This is a genomic window from Hyphobacterium sp. (assembly GCF_043584775.1).
Classification (GTDB): Bacteria; Pseudomonadota; Alphaproteobacteria; order Caulobacterales; family Maricaulaceae; genus Hyphobacterium.
The window spans coordinates 1,750,150-1,769,307 of record NZ_CP121327.1 but is presented as its reverse complement, the minus strand read 5'-3'; the positions used below and the strand labels follow the sequence as shown (position 1 = coordinate 1,769,307).

General features: G+C 60.1%; 21 protein-coding genes. 12 read left to right on the top strand and 9 right to left on the bottom strand.

The features are described from left to right. Positions 1 to 28: 28 nt before the first annotated feature. Genes pseI through P0D52_RS08790 form a run of 6 tightly spaced genes read left to right on the top strand, consistent with a single transcriptional unit; the run spans position 29 to position 4,704 of the window. The gene (pseI, locus tag P0D52_RS08815; protein ID WP_394692291.1) at positions 29 to 1,102 is read left to right on the top strand and encodes a pseudaminic acid synthase; all 1,074 of its coding nucleotides are present in this window, start codon (positions 29 to 31) and stop codon (positions 1,100 to 1,102) included. Then, entirely contained in the window at positions 1,095 to 1,787 is a 693-nt protein-coding gene (locus tag P0D52_RS08810) for an acetyltransferase (RefSeq protein WP_394692290.1), read from the top strand. The genes pseI and P0D52_RS08810 overlap by 8 nt, the downstream gene beginning before the upstream one ends. Beyond that, positions 1,780 to 2,670 carry a hypothetical protein gene (locus tag P0D52_RS08805; protein WP_394692289.1) on the top strand — a complete coding sequence of 297 codons (891 nt, stop codon included), beginning with the start codon at positions 1,780 to 1,782 and terminating at the stop codon, positions 2,668 to 2,670. Before P0D52_RS08810 ends, P0D52_RS08805 begins: the two co-directional genes overlap by 8 nt. Beyond that, entirely contained in the window at positions 2,667 to 3,392 is a 726-nt protein-coding gene (locus P0D52_RS08800; RefSeq protein ID WP_394692288.1) for a WbqC family protein, read from the top strand. The genes P0D52_RS08805 and P0D52_RS08800 overlap by 4 nt, the downstream gene beginning before the upstream one ends. Further along, positions 3,389 to 4,084 (top strand): cytidylyltransferase domain-containing protein, encoded by a 696-nt coding sequence (locus P0D52_RS08795; RefSeq protein WP_394692287.1) that lies wholly within the window; start codon positions 3,389 to 3,391, stop codon positions 4,082 to 4,084. Before P0D52_RS08800 ends, P0D52_RS08795 begins: the two co-directional genes overlap by 4 nt. Next, positions 4,081 to 4,704 (top strand): pseudaminic acid biosynthesis-associated methylase, encoded by a 624-nt coding sequence (locus P0D52_RS08790; RefSeq protein WP_394692286.1) that lies wholly within the window; start codon positions 4,081 to 4,083, stop codon positions 4,702 to 4,704. The genes P0D52_RS08795 and P0D52_RS08790 overlap by 4 nt, the downstream gene beginning before the upstream one ends. Positions 4,705 to 4,819: 115 nt before the next feature. Here P0D52_RS08790 and P0D52_RS08785 read toward each other — a convergent pair whose 3' ends face one another. From P0D52_RS08785 to pseB, 3 genes are read right to left on the bottom strand one after another with little or no spacing between them, the layout of a single operon-like run. Beyond that, a complete protein-coding gene (locus P0D52_RS08785; protein ID WP_394692285.1) occupies positions 4,820 to 6,031 on the bottom strand; it encodes a class I SAM-dependent methyltransferase in 1,212 nt (403 codons plus the stop codon). Next, positions 6,018 to 6,824 carry a phytanoyl-CoA dioxygenase family protein gene (locus P0D52_RS08780; protein WP_394692284.1) on the bottom strand — a complete coding sequence of 269 codons (807 nt, stop codon included), beginning with the start codon at positions 6,822 to 6,824 and terminating at the stop codon, positions 6,018 to 6,020. The genes P0D52_RS08785 and P0D52_RS08780 overlap by 14 nt, the downstream gene beginning before the upstream one ends. A gap of 2 nt (positions 6,825 to 6,826) precedes the next feature. Then, positions 6,827 to 7,912 carry a UDP-N-acetylglucosamine 4,6-dehydratase (inverting) gene (gene pseB / locus P0D52_RS08775; protein ID WP_394692283.1) on the bottom strand — a complete coding sequence of 362 codons (1,086 nt, stop codon included), beginning with the start codon at positions 7,910 to 7,912 and terminating at the stop codon, positions 6,827 to 6,829. Between the two features lie 104 nt (positions 7,913 to 8,016). Between pseB and P0D52_RS08770 the strand changes: the two genes are divergently transcribed. After that, positions 8,017 to 8,796 carry a cytidylyltransferase domain-containing protein gene (locus P0D52_RS08770; protein ID WP_394692282.1) on the top strand — a complete coding sequence of 260 codons (780 nt, stop codon included), beginning with the start codon at positions 8,017 to 8,019 and terminating at the stop codon, positions 8,794 to 8,796. A gap of 2 nt (positions 8,797 to 8,798) precedes the next feature. After that, positions 8,799 to 9,041 carry a hypothetical protein gene (locus P0D52_RS08765; protein ID WP_394692281.1) on the top strand — a complete coding sequence of 81 codons (243 nt, stop codon included), beginning with the start codon at positions 8,799 to 8,801 and terminating at the stop codon, positions 9,039 to 9,041. Between the two features lie 103 nt (positions 9,042 to 9,144). Here P0D52_RS08765 and P0D52_RS08760 read toward each other — a convergent pair. Continuing rightward, positions 9,145 to 10,322 (bottom strand): IS3 family transposase gene (locus tag P0D52_RS08760; protein WP_394692203.1). Its coding sequence is split into 2 segments (ribosomal slippage): positions 9,145 to 10,070 and positions 10,070 to 10,322, totalling 1,179 coding nucleotides; the frame shifts between segments, so codons are not numbered across the junction. A 99-nt stretch (positions 10,323 to 10,421) separates the two neighbouring features. Here P0D52_RS08760 and P0D52_RS08755 point away from each other — a divergent pair. Then, positions 10,422 to 10,832, top strand: a complete 411-nt coding sequence (locus P0D52_RS08755; protein ID WP_394692280.1) for a hypothetical protein — start codon at positions 10,422 to 10,424, stop codon at positions 10,830 to 10,832. 116 nt (positions 10,833 to 10,948) lie between these two features. After that, positions 10,949 to 13,699: a hypothetical protein gene (locus tag P0D52_RS08750; RefSeq protein WP_394692279.1), complete on the top strand. Its 2,751-nt coding sequence runs from the start codon at positions 10,949 to 10,951 to the stop codon at positions 13,697 to 13,699. Between the two features lie 174 nt (positions 13,700 to 13,873). On the opposite strand, the gene P0D52_RS08745 is transcribed toward P0D52_RS08750, so the two are convergent. The 3 genes from P0D52_RS08745 to P0D52_RS08735 are packed head-to-tail and all read right to left on the bottom strand — an operon-like array spanning position 13,874 to position 15,761. After that, on the bottom strand, positions 13,874 to 14,317 hold the full coding sequence (locus P0D52_RS08745; protein WP_394692278.1) for a flagellar basal-body protein FlbY: 444 nt from the start codon (positions 14,315 to 14,317) through the stop codon (positions 13,874 to 13,876). Continuing rightward, complete coding sequence (locus P0D52_RS08740) at positions 14,314 to 14,643, bottom strand: rod-binding protein (protein WP_394692277.1); 330 nt, start codon at positions 14,641 to 14,643, stop codon at positions 14,314 to 14,316. Before P0D52_RS08740 ends, P0D52_RS08745 begins: the two co-directional genes overlap by 4 nt. A 2-nt stretch (positions 14,644 to 14,645) precedes the next feature. After that, a complete protein-coding gene (locus P0D52_RS08735; protein ID WP_394692276.1) occupies positions 14,646 to 15,761 on the bottom strand; it encodes a flagellar basal body P-ring protein FlgI in 1,116 nt (371 codons plus the stop codon). 238 nt (positions 15,762 to 15,999) lie between these two features. Between P0D52_RS08735 and P0D52_RS08730 the strand changes: the two genes are divergently transcribed. Together P0D52_RS08730 and dksA are read left to right on the top strand one after the other, a co-directional pair. Next, the gene (locus tag P0D52_RS08730) at positions 16,000 to 16,410 is read left to right on the top strand and encodes a flagellar assembly protein FliX (protein ID WP_394692275.1); all 411 of its coding nucleotides are present in this window, start codon (positions 16,000 to 16,002) and stop codon (positions 16,408 to 16,410) included. A 145-nt stretch (positions 16,411 to 16,555) separates the two neighbouring features. Then, positions 16,556 to 16,999 (top strand): RNA polymerase-binding protein DksA, encoded by a 444-nt coding sequence (gene dksA, locus P0D52_RS08725; protein WP_394692274.1) that lies wholly within the window; start codon positions 16,556 to 16,558, stop codon positions 16,997 to 16,999. Between the two features lie 15 nt (positions 17,000 to 17,014). On the opposite strand, the gene P0D52_RS08720 is transcribed toward dksA, so the two are convergent. Together P0D52_RS08720 and P0D52_RS08715 are read right to left on the bottom strand one after the other, a co-directional pair. Then, positions 17,015 to 17,629, bottom strand: coding sequence for a hypothetical protein (locus P0D52_RS08720; RefSeq protein WP_394692273.1), 615 nt, complete (start codon positions 17,627 to 17,629; stop codon positions 17,015 to 17,017). Positions 17,630 to 17,633: 4 nt separating this feature from the next. Continuing rightward, entirely contained in the window at positions 17,634 to 18,749 is a 1,116-nt protein-coding gene (locus P0D52_RS08715) for a DUF262 domain-containing protein (RefSeq protein WP_394692272.1), read from the bottom strand. Positions 18,750 to 19,158 lie beyond the last annotated feature (409 nt).

Genomic DNA, 19,158 nt, shown 5'->3' with positions numbered 1-19,158 from the left:
GGTGACGACAAGCTATCGGACCCGTTTCATGTCGCCCCATCCGGCCTTACCCAGATCGTCTTTCGCCATTGCCGGCCGCGAGATTGGTGAAGGCTGCGCGCCCTATGTGATTGCCGAGGTTTCCGGCAATCATAACAGGGAGTTGGCGCGGGCGTTGAAGATGATCGAGGTCGCCGCCGAGTGCGGCGCTGATGCCGTCAAATTCCAGACCTATACCGCCGACAGCCTGACCCTGCCGAGCGACAAGCCGGAATTCCAGATTACGACCGGAACATGGGCGGGATGGAATTTGCACAAACTCTATCAGGAAGCCGCGACGCCCTATGAGTGGTTCCCGGCACTGTTCGATCACGGCAAGGCGCTCGGCATCACCGTCTTTTCCTCACCTTTCGACAATGAGGCGGTCGATCTCCTGGAAGGCTTGAACGCTCCGGCCTACAAGATCGCCTCCAACGAATTTACCGACTGGCCCCTGATCCGCCGCACAGCGCAGACCGGAAAGCCGGTCATTCTTTCCACCGGCACGGCCAGCCTTGAGGAAATCGACGATACGGTTCGCTTTCTGGAAGGCGAGGGCATCACCGACTACGCCCTGCTGCATTGCGTCAGCGCCTATCCCGCGCCCATCGACAGCGCCCACATGCGCAATATCACGGCATTGCGCGAGCGCTTTCCCGTGCCGATCGGTTTTTCCGATCACACGCTGGACATCACCGCGCCCATCGTGGCCACATCGCTCGGCGCGGCCATCATTGAAAAGCATTTTGTGCTGGACCGGTCAGAAGGCGGGCCGGATTCCTCCTTCGCCGTCGAGCCGCAGGAGTTGAAGCGCTTGTGCGAAACGGTGCGCGATGCCCACGCCGCGCTGGGCGGTCCGCAATTCGGCATGAAGGACGCGGAAACAAAATCCCCGATCTATCGGCGTCATTTCTATGCGACGCGCGATATCGCTGTGGGCGAAAAAATCGGCCCCGATAATGTGAAGGCCATTCGGGCCCGCCAGGGCATTGCGGCGCGGGAGTTTGAACGCCTGTTTGGTGCGACGGCCTCCACCGACATTGCCGCGCACGAGCCGGTCACATGGGAGGCGATCGATGGCTAAACCCCTCGTGATATTCGGTTCCGCAGAGATCGCGGAGCTGGCGCATTTCTACTTCTCCCATGACAGCGATTACGAGATCGCCGCCTTTACGGTGGACGATGCCTATGTCGAGGAAGATACATTCCGCAGGCTGCCGATGGTGCCGTGGAGCGAGGCGCAGACCCGCTTTGGTCCCGACACTCATGCCTGCCATGTCGCGCTCTCCTATATGAAGCTGAACCGCCTGCGGCAGGCCAAGTTCGAACAGGTCAAGGCCGCAGGTTACAGCCTGCCCAGCTACATCTGTTCAAAATCAGTGAGTTGGCCGGACCTGGAGATGGGCGAGAATTGCTTCATCCTTGAAAACCAGACCATCCAGCCGACGGTGAAGCTCGGGGACAATGTCATGCTCTGGTCGGGCAATCATATCGGCCACGGCACGCATATCGGCAGTCACACATATTTCGCCTCCCACGTGGTGGTTTCCGGTCATTGCCGGATTGGAGAACGCTGCTTCTTTGGCGTCAACGCCACGCTGCGAGACTTTCTGAAAGTCGGCGATGAAGCCTTCATCGCCATGGATGCCAGCCTGACCAAAGATGTCGAGGCCGGCTCTGTGGTTCTCGGTTCGCCCGGCACGGTCTTCGGTCCCGACGATCCCAAGGGCCGCAAGATCCGCAACAATTATTTTGGTCTCGATGACTGACTGGACAAAACTCGGCCCTGTTATCAAGCCCGACCCGGACCTGTCCTGGTGCCGGACGCACGCCATGTTGCCAACCCCGGAACGCGTCGGTGGATCGCTCGCGCGGATCTGGTGGGGCGGCCGCAATGATGCCAACCAGTCGCATATCGGCTGGTCGCTGATCGATCTGGAACGGCCGGACACGGTTCTCGAAACAGCGCTGGAACCGGAACTGACGCCCGGACGTCTGGGCACGTTCGATGATAATGGCGTCCTGCCGTCCTGCGTGATCCGCGCAGAAGGCGAAACGCGGCTCTATTACATAGGCTTCAAGCCCGGCGGAACGACGCGCATGGACCTTTATGGCGGTCTGGCAATCAAGCCCGATGGTGCGGCGGCATTTGAACGTTATTCCGAAGCCCCGATCATCGAGCGCTGCAAGGTCAATCCCTTCATCAATACCGCGCCATGGGTTGTGAAAACGCCCTTTGGCTGGCGCATGTATTACGTCGCCGGTGTGGAATGGGTGCACAAGGATTTGCCCCGCTACAACATCCAGATCGCCACCTCCAAAGACGGGCTGGACTGGCAGCGCGACGGTCGCGTGGCGATTGATTTCGAACCCGGCGAGAATGCTCTGGCGCGGCCCTTTGTCTGGCATGATGGCGAGATGTGGCGCATGTGGTTTGCCGCCAAAGGCGAGGCCTATCGCCAGAAGCAGGCCATTTCGCAGGACGGGCTGAACTGGACGCGCATCGAGGCGCCGGGGCTGGAACCGGGCGACGGCGAAGACAGCCAGATGATCGAATACGGCGTCGTGCTGACCCATAACGGCCAGCGCATCGTTTTCTATAATGGCAATGATTACGGGAAGGGCGGCGTGCTCGTCGCGATCGAGGAATGATGCAGCCTGCCGTAAATCCGGCCCGTAAGTCCGCGGCCATCATGCAGCCGACCTTCCTGCCCTGGATCGGCTATTTCGGCCTGATGGCCTCGGTCGACCTCTTTGTCTTTCTCGATGATGTCCAGTTCGACAAACGTTCCTGGCAACAGCGCAACCGGATCAAGACGCCCAATGGCGTGATCTGGCTGACCGTGCCCGTCCTTACCAAAGGCCGCCGCGAACAGACCATCGCCGAGGCAGAGATCCAGCCCGACGCGAAATTCCCCGACGCCATGTGGCGCACCATCGAGATGAATTTTGCGCGCGCGCCCTTCGCCGCGCGATACCTGCCCGCGCTGCACGACATCATGCAGACGCACCGTGACCGGATCGGTGAATTGAATATCGCCATCATCGAATGGATGGCGGGGGAGTTTGGTATCACCACCCCCACGGTGCGTGCGTCACAAACCCCCGTTGGCTCGGCCAAGGCGGATCGTCTGGTCGACCTCTGCCAGGCGCATGGCGTGACGGATTATCTCTCACCGCCCGGCTCGAAAGCCTATCTCGACGCCAGTGATGCGTTTGAAAAAGCCGGTATATCGCTGGACTATTTCACCTACGCCCATCCCGAATACGCCCAGCAGCACGGGCCTTTCGAGCCCTATATGTGCGCGCTCGACCTTCTGGTGAATGAAGGGCCGAAGGCGGGAGACATTCTCCGCTCGGGGCTCACTGCATGACGCGCCGCATCGCCATCATCCCGGCACGCGGCGGCTCGAAACGCATCCCGCGCAAGAATATCCGCCCCTTCGCCGGCCAGCCGGCCCTGACGCATATCCTGACGGCCGCCGCGGACAGCGGCCTGTTCGATGTCATCCATGTCTCGACCGATGATCCGGAGATTGCCGAGGTCGCCGCCGGGGCGGGGTATCGCCCGGACTTCCGGCGGGATGCCGCCATCGCCGATGATCACACGCCGATCCGCACCGTGATGAGCTGGACGCTGCACGAATATGAAAAGCGCGGTCAGCATTTCGAAACAGCTGCCTTGCTCTATGCAACCGCGGTCTTTGTCGAGCCGCAGGACATTGCGCGCGGCATTGCCGATTATGAAGCGCACCGCACCCATCCCGTGCTGGCCGTCGCCGAAATCGGCACGCCGTTCGAGAAGCTCTTCATCGAGGCTGACGGCATTCTGCAGACCGCCGATGCCGCCCGCTTCGGCGCGCGCACGCAGGACCTCACACCCGCCTATCAGGACGCCGGAGCTTTCGGCATTTTCTCCGCGCCCACCCTGCTGGCGGACGATGATGGTGGCGCGCCCCTGCATTTCCGGCCCTTCATCCTCGACCGGCTGAAGGCGATTGATATTGATACCGAAGAGGACTGGGCCTTTGCCGAGCGCCTCCATGCTGCAAGGACGATGACATGAGCTACAAGACCGAACAGGAAGCCTTCTGGGCCGGGGAATTCGGCGATGCCTATCGCGAGCGCTGCTCGCTGGAGCCCGAGCTCGTCGCTGCGCGCACCGCCTGCATGGCGCGCATGTTGCGCAAGGCCGCCCCTGTCAAAAGCGCCCTCGAGATCGGCTGCAATATTGGCCTGAACCTTCTGGCCATGAACCGCGTTTCACCGGGCACCGAGCTGGAGGCCATCGAGATCAATGCCGAGTCCGCCGCGCAGGCCAACAAGCTGGGCGTTGCAAAAGTCGAGACCGGCTCCATCCTCGAATATACCCCGCCGCGCACCTATGATCTGACGATGATTTGCGGCGTGCTGATCCACCTCAATCCGGATGTGCTGCCGCAAGTCTATGACGTGCTCTTCAACGCCTCGAACCGGCTCATACTGCTGTTCGAATATTACAATCCGACCCCGGTCGAAGTGACGTATCGCGGCCATGAAGGCCGCCTCTTCAAGCGCGATTTCGCCGGGGAAATGCTCGACCGTTTCGAGGGAAAGCTGAAGCTCAGGGATTACGGTTTCTTCTATCACCGCGACCCGATCTCCTGGTCCGATGACGGGACCTGGTTCCTGTTGGAGAAGGTTTGATCGTGCGTGGTTCGAGGCTGTCCTGCGGCCAGCACCTCACCATGAGGTAGGTCGGCGTAAATCATTCACCTCATCCTGAGGTGCGAACGAAGTGAGCCTCGAAGGGCGAGGTGAACTACAGACGCTCCCCCGTCACCGCATCAATCACCGCCAACGCGCCCCAGCCCGACGCAGCAATTTCCGCTGCGATCTGGGCATTCCAGTTGGGGGAGCAGAGGAGGAAGATGCGCGCTGTAGCGTCTGCCGCGACATCCGGATGCGCAATCGGGGCGGCAAGGCCCGGAAAGGGCGTGCCGATCTTGCTCGCGGATTTGTCCACCACCTGCACCGATGAAAAGGCCTGCGACAGCAGTGGCGCAGCGCGCTCGGCATATTCATTCGCGCCCCAGATGAAGACCGAGGCCGTACCCGACGGGTCCGCCTCCTGTGCCAAACGGCAGGCGCTTTGCGCCGCCGCCTGCCGCTGATCGCGGTCGGCCTTGGCAGCAGCATAGGCAGTGCGGGCCTCAGCAAGGCGCGACGGCGCCTCCGCCAGAAACGCCGCCGATGCAGGGCGCGGATGTTCCGCCAGCGTGCGGTCCGTCAGGCGCGCGGCGATCGCCTGCCCATAGGCCACGGTCGGCGATATTTCACCGGTCTCAATCGTCAGGCCATGCTGTTCCAGTAATTCGCGCAGGGTTTCCGGCGTGAAGTGGAGCAAATGCTCGGGATTGAGCGAATCCTGCGGATGGGTGGCATAGTTGGGCACTTCGAGGATCAGCGCCCCGCCATCCTTCAAAAGCGCCAGCGCCGAACGCAGCCACGCCCCGGCATCGATCACATGCTCCAGCACATAATAGGCGATGACAGCATCGGCGGACCGGGGCGCAACGGATGCGACACCGGCTTCCAGAAAGCCTTTCTCGACGCCGGCGGCCTCGTCGGCCTCCACCGGGTCAAAGCCGAACGCGTCATAGCCGGCCTTGGCAAGTTCCGCGCAGAACGCCCCGTCATTGGCGCCGATCTCGATGATCCGGCCACCTTCGGGCACGCGCGCCGCGACAGCCGCCAGGCGCGCCTTGCCATCAAAATGCAATTCGCCGCCGCGATGGCCGATATGCGCATCGCGATAATAGTCCATCAGAAAAGCGTTTTCCGGCCGCTTCAAGGCCTGCACGAAGCCGCAGCGTGAACAGGCGACATCCTCGAACCGCATGTCGAAATCGCTGGTCCGCCCACGCACGATCACCTCGCGCTGGCCCAACTCCTCCGGCGCGTTCGCCCCGCACAGATCACAGGCCACGGCCTGCCAGTCGGCGCGGCGCAAGGGGCGGTCAGGCGCGGCCATCAAGGCGCTCCTTCTGGGCGTTCAGCACATAGGCCGAGAGCGAGGGTGTGTAGGTCGAGGTCAGGGCCTTTGCCGTCGCCAGATCATTATAACGCAGCTGCACGGAGATCCGCACGCGGCCTGATCGGTTCACGCCGCTTTTATGGATGAGGGACTGGTTGAAAATCAGCATCTCGTCATCGCCGACCGTCACGGAAACCAGAGCCTCATCCGGCACGGGCGCGGCGGTTTCAAACCATTCATGCCCGGCCTCATACGGCTTGAATTCGCATGGCCCGCCGGTGTGGCTGCCCGGCACGACGCGCAACTCACCCATCTCCGGCGTCATATGGCAGAGCGGCGTCCACACCGTGACGGCGTTGGGTGAGAGCAGGGAATACCAGCTATCCTGATGAGCAGGGGTCGCAAAGCGCGCATCGCCCGGACGGTCCAGCCGGATGAGCGGCAAGGTGCCCGCAATGGCGTCCGCCACACCGGCGCGGGCCACAGCCTCGCGGATAACGGGCCGGTCGATCAGCGCGATCACCGGCGGCAGGGCGGGGAAGACTTCATAGAGGGCGCGGGTAACAGCATTGCCGGTCTCGGCAGCGTGAATACCATCCAGCAGCGCATCAAACCCGGCATCCTTGGGCAGCGCCGCAAACACGTCTGCAGGCAGAAGGCGGCGCGCAATGTGTAGCGCGGTGGCGTGCAGCGTGGCGCGCACATCGTCTTTCATCGCGGCAATCGCGGGGTCCCGGATCAGCGCATAGCCGTCGATTGCGAATGTGTCGAAGGGATCGCCGCCCGCCATGACTAGCCTGCCAGCGACTTCAGCCGCTGTTCGATCAATCCCTGCAGGGAGCGGGCATCCATGATTTCCGGGTTATTGTCGGAGGCATAGTAAAACTCTTCATCGACCGCCCGCGCACCTTCGCTGATATAGCGCAGGCGGATTTCCGCATCCATGGCGGGCAGGATGGCATAGCGATCCTCGATCTCCACCGTCTGGCGGGCATCGTCGATGGGCACCATGACCTCATGGAGTTTTTCACCGGGGCGAATACCCACCACCTTGTGCGGCAGGTCAGGGGCAATGGATTTCGCCAGCTCTGTAATCGACATGGAGGCAATCTTCGGCACGAAGGCTTCGCCGCCCTTGGCCATTTCCAGGCTGGAGAGCACAAAGTTCACGCCCTGGTCCAGCGTGATCCAGAAACGGGTCATGCGCGCATCGGTGATCGGCAATTCGGTGGCACCTTCGGCGATCAGCTTCTTGAAGAAGGGCACGACCGAGCCGCGCGAGCCGATGACATTGCCATAGCGCACGACCGAGAAGACCGGGCCATTGCGCCCGCCCATATGCTGGGCCGCGGTGAAAATCTTGTCGGAGGCCAGCTTGGACGCGCCATAGAGATTGATCGGGCTGGCCGCCTTGTCGGTGGAGAGGGCGACAACGCGCTTCACGCCGCGCTTGATGCAGGCACGCACGACATTCTCCGCGCCCATCACATTGGTCTTGATGCATTCGAACGGATTGTATTCGGCAATCGGCACATGTTTCAGCGCGGCGGCATGCACGACAATATCGACATCGCGCATTGCCATATCCAGCCGCGATTCATCGCGCACGTCGCCGATGAAATAGCGCAGACAGGGATAGTCCTGCGGCGAAAATTCCTGCGCCATCTCGTATTGCTTCAGCTCGTCGCGCGAGAAGATAATCAGCTTTCGCGGCTTGTATTCGGCCAGAACGGTTTTCACGAAGCGCTTGCCGAACGAGCCCGTCCCGCCCGTAATCAGGATGGTCTGGCCATCCAGATTGATACGCGGGGTCTTGAAATCCCGCTTGGAAAAGAGGCTCTCAATATCGGCGGGCGGAAGGGAAGCGAGCGTGGCCATGGCAATCCTGACGAATCGATTTCGTTAAGGATTGCGGTGCGCCGGTTAACGCGCCGTTAGGCTGTCGCGCGCATCCTCAAGGGTAAGGAAAAAGGGGGATCGCCATGAGCTTGGCCGTCATCGTGCAGGCACGCGCTGCCTCCTCCCGTATTCCCCTGAAATTGCTGGAATCCCTGGGCGAACGCAGTGCGCTCCTTCGCTGCATGGATCGCTGCCGGGAAATTGAGGGCGCAGAGCTGGTGCTGGCCGCCGTGGCCGATAGCGCCGCTGATGATGAAATCGCCGAAGAAGCCACCGATGCCGGCTTTATGGTCACGCGCGGCCCGGAGGAGGATGTCCTCGCCCGCATGGCCCGCGCCGCGCGGGAATCCGGTGCGGAGACGATTTTGCGCGTTGAAGGCCATCATCCCTTCATCGATCCGCAAATCTGCCATCGCGTCGTCCAGCTGCTCGACGATACGCATGCCGACTTTGCCTGTAATGACATGCCCCTGCGCTTCCCCAACGGGCTCCAGTGCGAGGCCTTTCCGGCTCACCTCCTGTTCGAGGCGGAACGCAATGCGACAAAGCCCTTTGATCGCCAGTCGGTAACGGGCTGGATGCGCACGCATCCGCGCCTGCGCCGCGTCGCCCTGACCGGGCCGGGCCAGGGTCTCGAACATTTGCGCTGGACGCTGGAAGAACCGGAAGACCTGGATTTCTGCGCCGCCGTTTATGCCGAGCTGGGGGATCGCGCCGCGACCATTGGAGCCGCCGAACTCGCCGCCCTCTGCCTGCGCCGCCCGGATATTGCCGGGCTGAATGCCGGCTTGAACGCCACCGCCCCGGTCATCGGGACGCCGGAATTTGCAACACCTCCGATGGCGTTGAGTGCGGCGGCTTAGAAATGAACGAAAAAGACATGATTGAAATGCTGGAGCATTTCAAAGTTCCGAAATGGATGTTCGACGGTAGGTTGAGTAACCCGACGTCAGAGTGGCAGATTCATGAAGTTGAGGACGGCTATACGCTATTCTTTGTCGAGCGATACGAGCGACGACAAGAATATACTGCTACTTATTTGAGCGACGTTTTTGCCCACGCTCTAGGTCTTTGCTTGGTTGAGCGCTATGAACGCAAATTGTTGTGACGTTTCATCGCCTGCGGAGCAATATTATTTCGAGTTTGTCACGCCGATGGTCGTTTGATCTGGACGGCTCAGATTGACCCAGCCCCCTGATCCGGGCTGATCGTTAGTAGAGTCTGTTCGCCTTTCTTTCTGGTTTTGGTTCAAGGTTCAAGGCCCGGTGAGCGGAGCCCATGCGTAGCTCAGGCGAACCGGGCCGGTGTTTGCGGGTTTGCTGGGCGTAGATGACCGGGGCCAGCCCTCCCAGCGAGGTGTGGGGCCGGCAGGTATTGTAGTCGATCCGCCAAGCCTCGATCAGGGTTCGCGCTTCGGAGAGTGACGAGAACAGGTGCTCGTTCAGGCACTCGTCCCGCAGGCGGCCATTGAAGCTCTCCACGAAGCCATTCTGCTGGGGCTTTCCCGGGGCGATGTAATGCCATTCGACACCGCGCTCTTTCTGCCAGCGTAGGATGGCGTGGCTTGTCAGCTCCGTGCCATTGTCCGAGACGATCATGGCCGGCTTGCCGCGCCGGGCGATGATCCGGTCCAGTTCCCGGCCCACGCGCACGCCCGAGAGCGAGGTGTCGACCGTGATCGCCAGTGCTTCACGGGTGAAGTCGTCCACCACGCACAGGGTGCGGAAGCGACGCCCGTCGGTAAGCGCATCCGCCACGAAGTCCAGGCTCCAGCGCTGGTTGGCGCCGCTCGGCAGCAGCATGGGACGGCGCGTTCCCGTGGCCCGCTTGCGGCCCCGGCGTCGGCGTACCGCCAGACCTTCCTCGCGGTAGATACGGTAAAGCTTCTTGTGGTTCGCATTCAGCCCCTCCCGGGCCAGAAGAATGCCCAGACGGCGATAGCCGAAGCGGCGACGTTCGCCAGCCAGGTCGCGCAACCGCTCACGTAGACGCTCATCGCCCGCATCGCGCTTGCGATACTGGAAGGTCGAGCGGTCCAGCCGGACCAACCGGCACGCCCGACGCTCGCTCAGCCCGTGCGCCTCCACCAGGTGACGCGCGGCCCGCCGCTTCACATCGGGCGTTAGAAGTTTTTTGAGGCGAGATCCTTCAGCGCCGCATTGTCCAGCATCTGCTCGGCCAGTAACCGCTTCAGCTTGGCATTCTCTGCTTCCAGCGTCCGTAGACGCTGAGCATCCGACACCGTCATGCCGCCGAACTTGGCCTTGTACTTGTAAAAGGTCGCGTCCGAGATGCCGTACTTGCGGCATAGCTCCTTCGTCGTGACACCCGCTTCGTGCTCGCGGAGCATCCCGATAATCTGTTCTTCCGAATAACGGCTCTTGCGCATCGTCCATCCTCTTCTCGATGGACTCTACCATCCCGTGGCCGGAATTCAGGGGGCTGGGTCACAGCCATATCCGGAAACTGACGGCAAGGTTGATTGAAAATGACCGAAGAAGAAATTTTCCGATTTGTAGAAGAGCACAAACTATTGGGAGACAATAAGTTTGGCGCCTTCGTAATAATGAAAATATCTGATCTATTTGAAAAATCTCATGATAATCTTTTTTCAAAATACTATGACGAATTGCTGAACATCAATGACAGTTTGGACGAAGCTGGCCGAGTACAATTTTTCCAAGAATTGATGAGATTGCGCGATAGCGATGGAACTGAATGCAAAATCATAAACGCAATGGCAGGGTTGTTTGGACTCGCCTATCAAAAAGATCCAAGATTTTCTTACGCCTACATCGATGAGATTTTGGCGATTGCCGACGATATAAATATAGCCCCGAAACGTTTGTTTAGCCTCTTTGAGGCCGCTTTTCTTTCATACCGGCACAAACCGGCTTGAGTTATTCTTGCGCGCATTTTTTTTGAGAGATGAGCGCCCCATTCACCAAGAAAATAAACGAAATCCCAATGCATTGAGCGCACATTTGAAGGTCAATGAGACCGGAGCGCCCTGCGTTGAACATTTCGCCCTTTGATTTCTCTGCCCTGACCGGGTGGTATCAGGCCAAGACCGCTTCGCGGTTGGCGGCTCTGACACCGCGCGCATCGGGCGTGAGTGCGGGCGAAGCCAACCCGGCGGCGCGTCAGGGGGCGGGCGTCTTGCCGCCCTGGGATGTGCGCGGCGAGATCACCGGGCTCGACGAGGTCAGCCGCAAGGTTCTGGCCAGCGGGACATTCTTTGATTCCAAACTGTCGGAGTTTTCCGGCACCGATGCCTCGACCGATATCAAATCCCTCTTTGCCATGCATCAGGGGCTGCGCCGCCTTTATGCGCTGGCCAATGAGGCCGCCGACAAGACCACGATCGACAGCCGCCGCAGCTTTCTGGACCGCCGCTTCAATGAAGGGCTGGGCCAGCTCGACAGTTTCTTCCAGGACATCGACCTGCAGGGCGTCAACGTCCTGAAGGGCGAGGAATTGTCCAAGGCGGAATCCAGCGTCGCGGTCAAACGCGGCCTGTCGGAATATACCACCGGCACGATCCATTCCGGCGATTTCGATGCCGAGGTCGCCAGCCTGACAGGCAATGCGCAATTTACCGTCTCGGTGAGAAAATCCGGCGTGACGACCGATATCAATATCGATCTGGCCGATATGGGCGCGACCGTGCGCAATCTCGACAATATCGCCGCGCACATCAATTCCGAGCTGGAAGCCGCGGGCATGATCTCGCGCTTTGAACGGGTGAAGATCGGCGAGAAGGACGAGAACGGCGTCATTCCGGGCAATAATTTCGGCTTCAAGATTTCCGGCGCCTCGACCGAAGTCCTGACCTTCTCCGCCGCCAGCGCCAGCCCGGCCATTTACATGGCGGGTAATTCCGGCCTGGGCGACACCGCCGCCGGACAGGTCGTGAAGCTGACAGATATTGCCTCCGGCACGCCGACATCGGAATTTTCCCGCCGCCTGGAAGCCGGCGCGGACGAGATCGCCACCGTCGATGATGACGGCAAGGAAAAGACCACGACCGAAGCCAATCCGCTGGAAATTTCCGCCACCGCGCTGGGCCAGGATGGCGCGCTCTATGTGCTGGGCAAGACCAGCGCCGATATCGAGGGCCGCGTTGTGAAGGGCGAGAGCGATCTGGTCCTGCAGAAGATCGATTCCACCGGAAAGACCGTCTGGACCCGCACGCTGGGCGCGGCCGATGAAGCCGCGGGCGCGAGCCTCGCCGTCGATGCCAATGGCGACATCATCGTTGCCGGCTCGGTCAAGGGCGCGCTGGGCGACACCACCAATGTCGGCGGCACGGACAGTTTCGTTGCGAAATTCAGCGCCGCAGGCGTCGAAGACTGGCTGCAACGCTTTGGCGGCACCGGCAATGACAGCCCGTCCGCCGTGACCGTTACCGATGATGGCCGCATCTTTGTCGCCGGACGCGCCGCGACCGCCTTTGGCGGTGCCGGGCATCAGGGCGGCGCCAATGATGGCTATGTCCGCGCCTTCAATGCCGATGGCACACTCGATTTCACGCGCCGCATCGGTGCCTCCGGGGATGAGCGCGCCGAGGCCGTCGCCATCGCCTCTGATGGCGGTTTGCTGGTGGCGTCAAACGAGGATGGCCGCGCCATACTGCGCAAATATGACAGTGCGGACGGGGCGTCTGCCGTCCTCTGGGAAGTCGATCTCGGCGATCTGGAAGATGGCGCGATTGGCGGCCTGACCGTCGACGGCGATGATATCTACTTTGCCGGATCGGCGGGTGCGGGCTTTGCGCCGAGCGCACCCCTGAGCGCCCATTCCGGCGGCCGCGATGCCGTCGTCGTCAAGCTGACCGATGGCGCATCACCCACAACGCAATGGACGCAGTTTGTCGGCTCCGACGCCGATGACAGCGCCGCCTCCATCCAGGTCTCCGGCGGCAAAATCTATATCGCCGGCAAGACGACGGGCGAGCTATCCGGGGCCACACAGAACGGCACGCGCAATGCCTTTGCCGCCTCCATTGATGCGACAACCGGCGCGACTGATTTCGCCACCCAGATCTCCGGGCGCGGCGGGGTGTCGGCGGCCACCGGCATCGCGATTGATCCCAATGGCGACAGCATTCTCGATGATCTCGGCCTGCCGTCCGGCACGCTCGCCTATGCCGATACGCGCGTTGTCACCGACCGGACCTCGGTGCGCGAAGGCGATTTCTTCTATCTCTCCGTCGATGGCGGACGGCGCAAGAAAATCACCATCGACGCCGACGATTCCATGCGCTCGCTGACTTTCAAGATCAATGCCGCGCTGGTGCTCGATGGTTCCGGCGATGTCGGCCGCACCAAGGCCGGCGATACGCTGCGCATCACACCGAAGCCGGGCGTGACGATCGAGCTCTTTGCCGGTTCGGAAGGCCGCGATGCGCTGGCCGGGCTCGGCCTCAAACCGGGCGCCGTGACGGGCAAGGAAAGCTTCCTGGATCGCGACAAGACGTCGGCCGCGCCGAAAGTCTTCGCGCTGGAGCTCTCCGGCGATTTCTCCCTCGCCAACAAGGAGCGCGCGAAAGTCGCCGCCAAGGCGCTGGAAGATGCCATGAATATCGTGCAGCGTGCCTATCGCGACCTGACCACGCCGCAAGCGCTCAAAGACCTGCTCAATGGCGAGGGCAAAGGCAATCGCAATGGCCCGGTCCCCGCCTATCTCACCGCGCAGATTTCCAACTATTCCGCAGGCCTCGCCCGGCTGCAGGCGGGCGCACCTGCGGGTGGTGGCTTTTTCTAGGTTTTATCGGCTTTTATTCCCGTCATTCCGGGGCAGGCCGAAGGCATGAACCCGGAACCCATTCCCCCTCACCCTCGAATACTCGCCTCGACGAGGCTCGTATTCTCTCCCTCTCCCTCAAGGGAGAGGGAAGAGCACGAATTCGCGCAGCGATGAGTGGTCAGGGTGAGGGGGCTAGGCCCGCTGATTCACCGCTATCGCCGGGGCAGAGCCTGACGTGCGGCCATAGCCGGGACCATAGCCCGCATCCTGATCCTTCAGGCGTGCCGCTTCATCGGCGACGGCGCGGACAATGCCTTCGGTTAAAACCCGCAGCGCATCGACGGCGCGGCCATTGGCTTCCAGTGCCGTGGTAAAGCGGGTGGTGACGTCCTTCAGCTGCCGCTTCACCGCCTCCGGTGCGCCTTCGAGGCGATCCGGTTCCTGTTTCACCGCGGCGATCTCGCGGCGATAGATGGTCGCCAGCTTGGACTTTTCATCCTGAAAGGACTGCGTCTCCAGAGGACGCCGCGCCTCGAACAGCGCGGTTTCCTGCTCGATCAGATCGGTCAGACGAGAGGTCAGAAGGATCAGCGCCTCGGCGCGTTCGGCGGGCGAATTGGCGGCCAGAAGGCTCATGATCCGGACTCCTGATAGCGCAAAATTTCCTGGGTGAGGTTGTCCGACAGGCCCAGCCCGCCGGTTCCCGCCATGACGCGGGCATATTCCTCGTGCAGGAGGCCCGCAAAGGCGCTCTCGCCGGCCCCGCCGGTGAATTCATTATTCTCGCCCACGCCCTTGAACATGGCTTCCACCATCTGCGCCAGGAAGAAGGCTTCAAAGTCTTCGGCAACCTGCCGGGCTTCGGCCTCGTTCTCGACACGGCGCAGCGTCGGCTCGCGGCCGGACGACGCCCCGGAGAGCGCTTGCGACAATTGCATGTCGGGAGAGAGGAGATTGTCCATGATCAGAGCACCTCGATCTCGGCCTGCAGCGCGCCGGAAGCGGCAATCGCCTGCAGAATGGCGATCATGTCGCGCGGGGAGACGCCCAGCGCGTTGAGGCCATCGACAAGGTCGGAGAGCGACACGCCATCATCGAGCACGCCCAGCTGGCTCATATCTTCCTCGACCGAGACATTGGTGCGCGGCAGGACAACCGTCTCGCCATCGGAGAAGGGGGCGGGCTGGCTGGCAACCGGGCTTTCGGTGACGGAGATGGTCAGATTGCCCTGTGCAATCGCCACGGTGGAGACGCGCACATTCTCGCCCATCACAATGGTGCCGGTGGCTTCATCGATGATGACGCGGGCGGGCAGATCCGGCTCGACGCGCAACAACTCCACCTCGGCGAGGAGGGCGACCATATCGCCTTCAAAGAAGTCCGGGCGGGTCAGAACGACCGTGGCGGGGTCGGAGGCGCGGGCCGCTTCCGTGCCGAGATAATTGTTGATGGCAACGGCCGTACGGCGCGCCGTGGTGAAATCCGGATTGCGCAGGGCAAGGCGAATGGCCGAGCGTCCGGCGAGGTCAAATTGCATCTCCCGCTCGATCAGCGCGCCATTGGCGATGCGTCCGGCGGTCGGCACACCGCGGGTGACGGCGGCGCCATCGCCCTGGGCGGCAAAACCGCCGACGGCGAGCTGTCCCTGACCCACGGCATAGACCTGACCATCGGCGCCAATCAGCGGCGTCGCGATCAGCGTGCCGCCTTGCAAACTGCTGGCATCGCCGATGGCGGAGACGGTGATATCGACCCGCGTGCCCTGCGTGCCAAAGGGCGGCAGATGCGCGGTGACGATGACGGCGGCGGTATTGCGCGTGTTCAGCGTCGCATCGCGTGTATTGACGTCGAAGCGCTCCAGCATGGCGGAGAGGGATTGCCGGGTGAAGGCGGCATTGCGCAGGCTGTCGCCCGTGCCATCGAGACCGACCACCAGGCCATAGCCGACCAGCTGGTTGTCGCGGACGCCTTCGACGTCGGCAATATCCTTGATGCGGGAATTGGCGTGGGCCGGTGCCGTCAGCACCAGACAACCGATCACGAAGGTGAAGAGGGCGAAGATAAAACTGGCGCGGCGCATGTGCGGGGTTCTCCCCTTGTTTTTCCTGCCCGTGACGGTGCGAATTTCGTGCCAGTTCTCCCGCGCGCTATCGCATTGAAAAGACGCTCTAAAATAGATCGTCGCGTGGGCCGGGCAGGGGGCATTTTGCCGCTCCCGGCAGAAATTGCCGTGCGCCCTCACAGCCTTAAAAGCTTGTTAAGCCGAAGCAGGAGAGTCTGCTGACGTCATCAGTGACACGATTGAGGTAAGTCGATCCATGAAGGTAACCGGACCCAATTCCGCTTCCGCCGTTTCGTCTTCGAAGCGCCGCTCCGGCGCGGGCGGGGAAGGCTTCTCCGTAGAAGTGCCGTCCGGCGGATCTGCGGGCGTGGCCGCCACCAGCGGCGCCTCGGCGCTGACCTCGGTCGATGCCATTCTGGCGCTGCAATCGGTCGGCGATTTCCCTGGTGCGAAGAAGCGCGCGACAGAGCGCGCCTTCACCATGCTGGACGTGCTGGATGATCTCAAACTCTCGCTGCTGGAAGGCGGCATTCCGCGCGCCAAGCTGGTCGCCCTGATGGACGTCCTGCAATCGCGCCGCGAATCGACCAATGACAACCGCCTGGAAGCCATGCTGGACGAGGTGGAAACCCGCGCCGCTGTCGAGCTCGCCAAGCTCGAACGCTAAGCTGCGGATTACGCTTCGCTTTTAACACGAAATTGTGACGGCAATTTCCCCCGCCGCAACAGCACTCCTGCGTTGACTTGGAAGGCCTCGTGAGTAGATTGCGCCGCGCCTGTCGAGGGGCGAAATATCTATCGGAGTAAGCGTTATGGCGAAGACAAAAACCGCCTCGGTCTCTGAAATCGAATTGCCGGCCAATTACGTGCCGTCCCCGAAAGAACCTTTCATGAATGAGCGTCAGGTGGAGTATTTCCGCCGCAAGCTGAATGCGTGGAAGGATGAGATCATCCGCGAGAGCAAGACTACGCTGGATGCGCTCCAGGAAGATATCGGCGCCATGCCCGACATTGCCGATCGCGCCTCGACGGAAACCGACCGCTCTCTGGAACTGCGCGCCCGTGACCGCCAGCGCAAGCTGATCTCCAAGATCGATTCCGCCCTGCGCCGAATCGAAGACGGCACGTATGGCTATTGCGAGGAAACCGGCGAACCCATCAGCCTGAAACGCCTCGATGCCCGCCCGGTCGCGACCCTCTCGCTCGAAGCCCAGGAACGCCATGAGCGCTCCGAGCGCGTGCATCGGGACGATTAGGGGTAGGTTGGTTGTCTATTTGCCTGAACTAATATCAGAAATGGCAATCTTTGATGCTTGTATGTAAGTGTCCAGATTTGGCGTCGTTACGCCAGCGGGCGAAATGAGGAACTGAGACGGGGTTACATTTCGATTGTAGCCATACGTTCGACGAACGACATCTTTAAAACGCTGCCTGGTGGAGCTAGCTTTATGCGCGATGTGATTCCGAACATCGTTTACGTCGCTGATAAGCTGCGAATTCTTATCAATTTGTATTAGGAAGCGGTCGGACTCATCCAATACGTGCTTGCAGGTTTCCTTGATAAATGACGCTGTGGTCCACTTGAGGTAACGACGTCGTTGGCGTCGAGCGTGGCTATGAAAGTTCTCGGTGGCCTCCAGCATGCTTCTACTCCTCACCAAGGTCACCGGAGCAGTACCATTAACGTAAGTGGCTCCTGCAGCAATTTTCGTCGCAATCTCGCTGATACAATGTTCGAACGTAAAATGCAGTTGAAGCATTAGTAGTTCAGCGATCATGTGTTGATGAATGCCGGAAAGTGTTGATGCGCCCTTCCGCACAGCCTGAAGGCGCGCAACGTCTTTGCGGAACTTTTCCGTGGTGATCGCAAGCGACGGTGGCGGCATGGACCTAGCCGGCGATCAGATTTCCGAGATACTCATCCCTCACTCGCCTTTGCGCGATGCGCTGGGTTGATGAAGTCGATGCTCTTATAAAATCAAGGTCGCTTTCGGATTGATTTTCCTCAGCATTAAATCGGTTATCCGCTTCGATAATTGCCCTTTCAACGGCAACGGATTTATTTGGTTGCAGTCTATCGATTGCGACGGCCAGGCTAAAGAATAATGGTTGTCTTTTGAAAATCGTGTCTTTGATAAGAGTCTCTTTCAAAGAGCCAATTAAATCGAAACAGTTGTCGAACCTCGCGATAATTTCATCACGAACCGGGAATTCCTCGTCAAATTCTGCATATATATTATTTAATCGAGTTGGCGAAAAATCGCTTAGCCCTTTCATGAAATTTAGAGCAAGGTCCGAAACGAATTGCACTTCATTCATTCGTGCAATATCGTTCGCAGTGAAAATTCCGTAATTTCGCCAAAAATTAACACGACTTGATGATTGAGCGAGACAAAATTGCTTAAACTCGCCGCTGTATGAAGCATTGCGTTTTTCCTGTGCATTCAGAGTTTTGGAAACTGAATTTATTCGACCAAATATATCAATTACGTCAGCATCGTCGGCGCCGAGAAGATATCCTACTGGTAATGAAGTGAGGAGAAACTTCTGACGATCAGCCGGCTTGAGTTCATTGAACTTGATACGCTTTTCGTATTTGGGGTGCCGCGCGGAAAATTCATTTTTGAGAAATTCGAGAATGGTGCGGGTGCGCTGCTGACCATCAACGACCTCTTTGACGCTTTTCTCACTCTCAAGATCGATTGAATGCCTGATGTAGAGTGCTGGAATGGGTTTTTGTTCAAATAAAGTATTGATCAGATAGGACTTTTGAGGTGACGTCCAAACCGAACGTCGTTGATACCACGGACTGATGTTCAGTTCGCCTGAATCATGGAAATTCAGTATGTCTTGGATCACAAGTGATTGATATTCGACACGATCCATTCGGAACGCCTCCATAAATTTTAAGATGAACTTATTTGAAAGTAACGGATATGCTTGGACTAGTGAAATCATAAATTCTGGCGCAATGTAAATGCCACGCTTCTGGCTTGGAGCTACCATGACCCTCACCCTCAAAACCGTCCGCCCCGGTGAAGAAATACAACCCACTTCAATCGCGGAGGGCGTGTTCGTGGTTCGAGGCTGCCTGGGGCAGCACCTCTCCATGAGGTGGGGGAGCGGATGTCCTACCCTGCTTGCGGGGGTGGCAAAGCACATCACCCCACCCCGCCGATCCTGACGGACCTGCGACCCTCCCCATCAAGGGGAGGGGAAGGGTGCTCATCCGCTGACCACAAGATTTGCGAATTCCAGCAACCACAAGGCTCGCCAACACTTTCCCCTCCCCCTTTGTGGGGAGGGGTAGGGGTGGGGGGTAATCCAGCGCAATGCTTGTCATCTTCACCCCACCCGGTCCTTCGGACCACCCTTCGGATGTCGAAAGCTCCACCGGAGCTTTCTTTGACCCTCA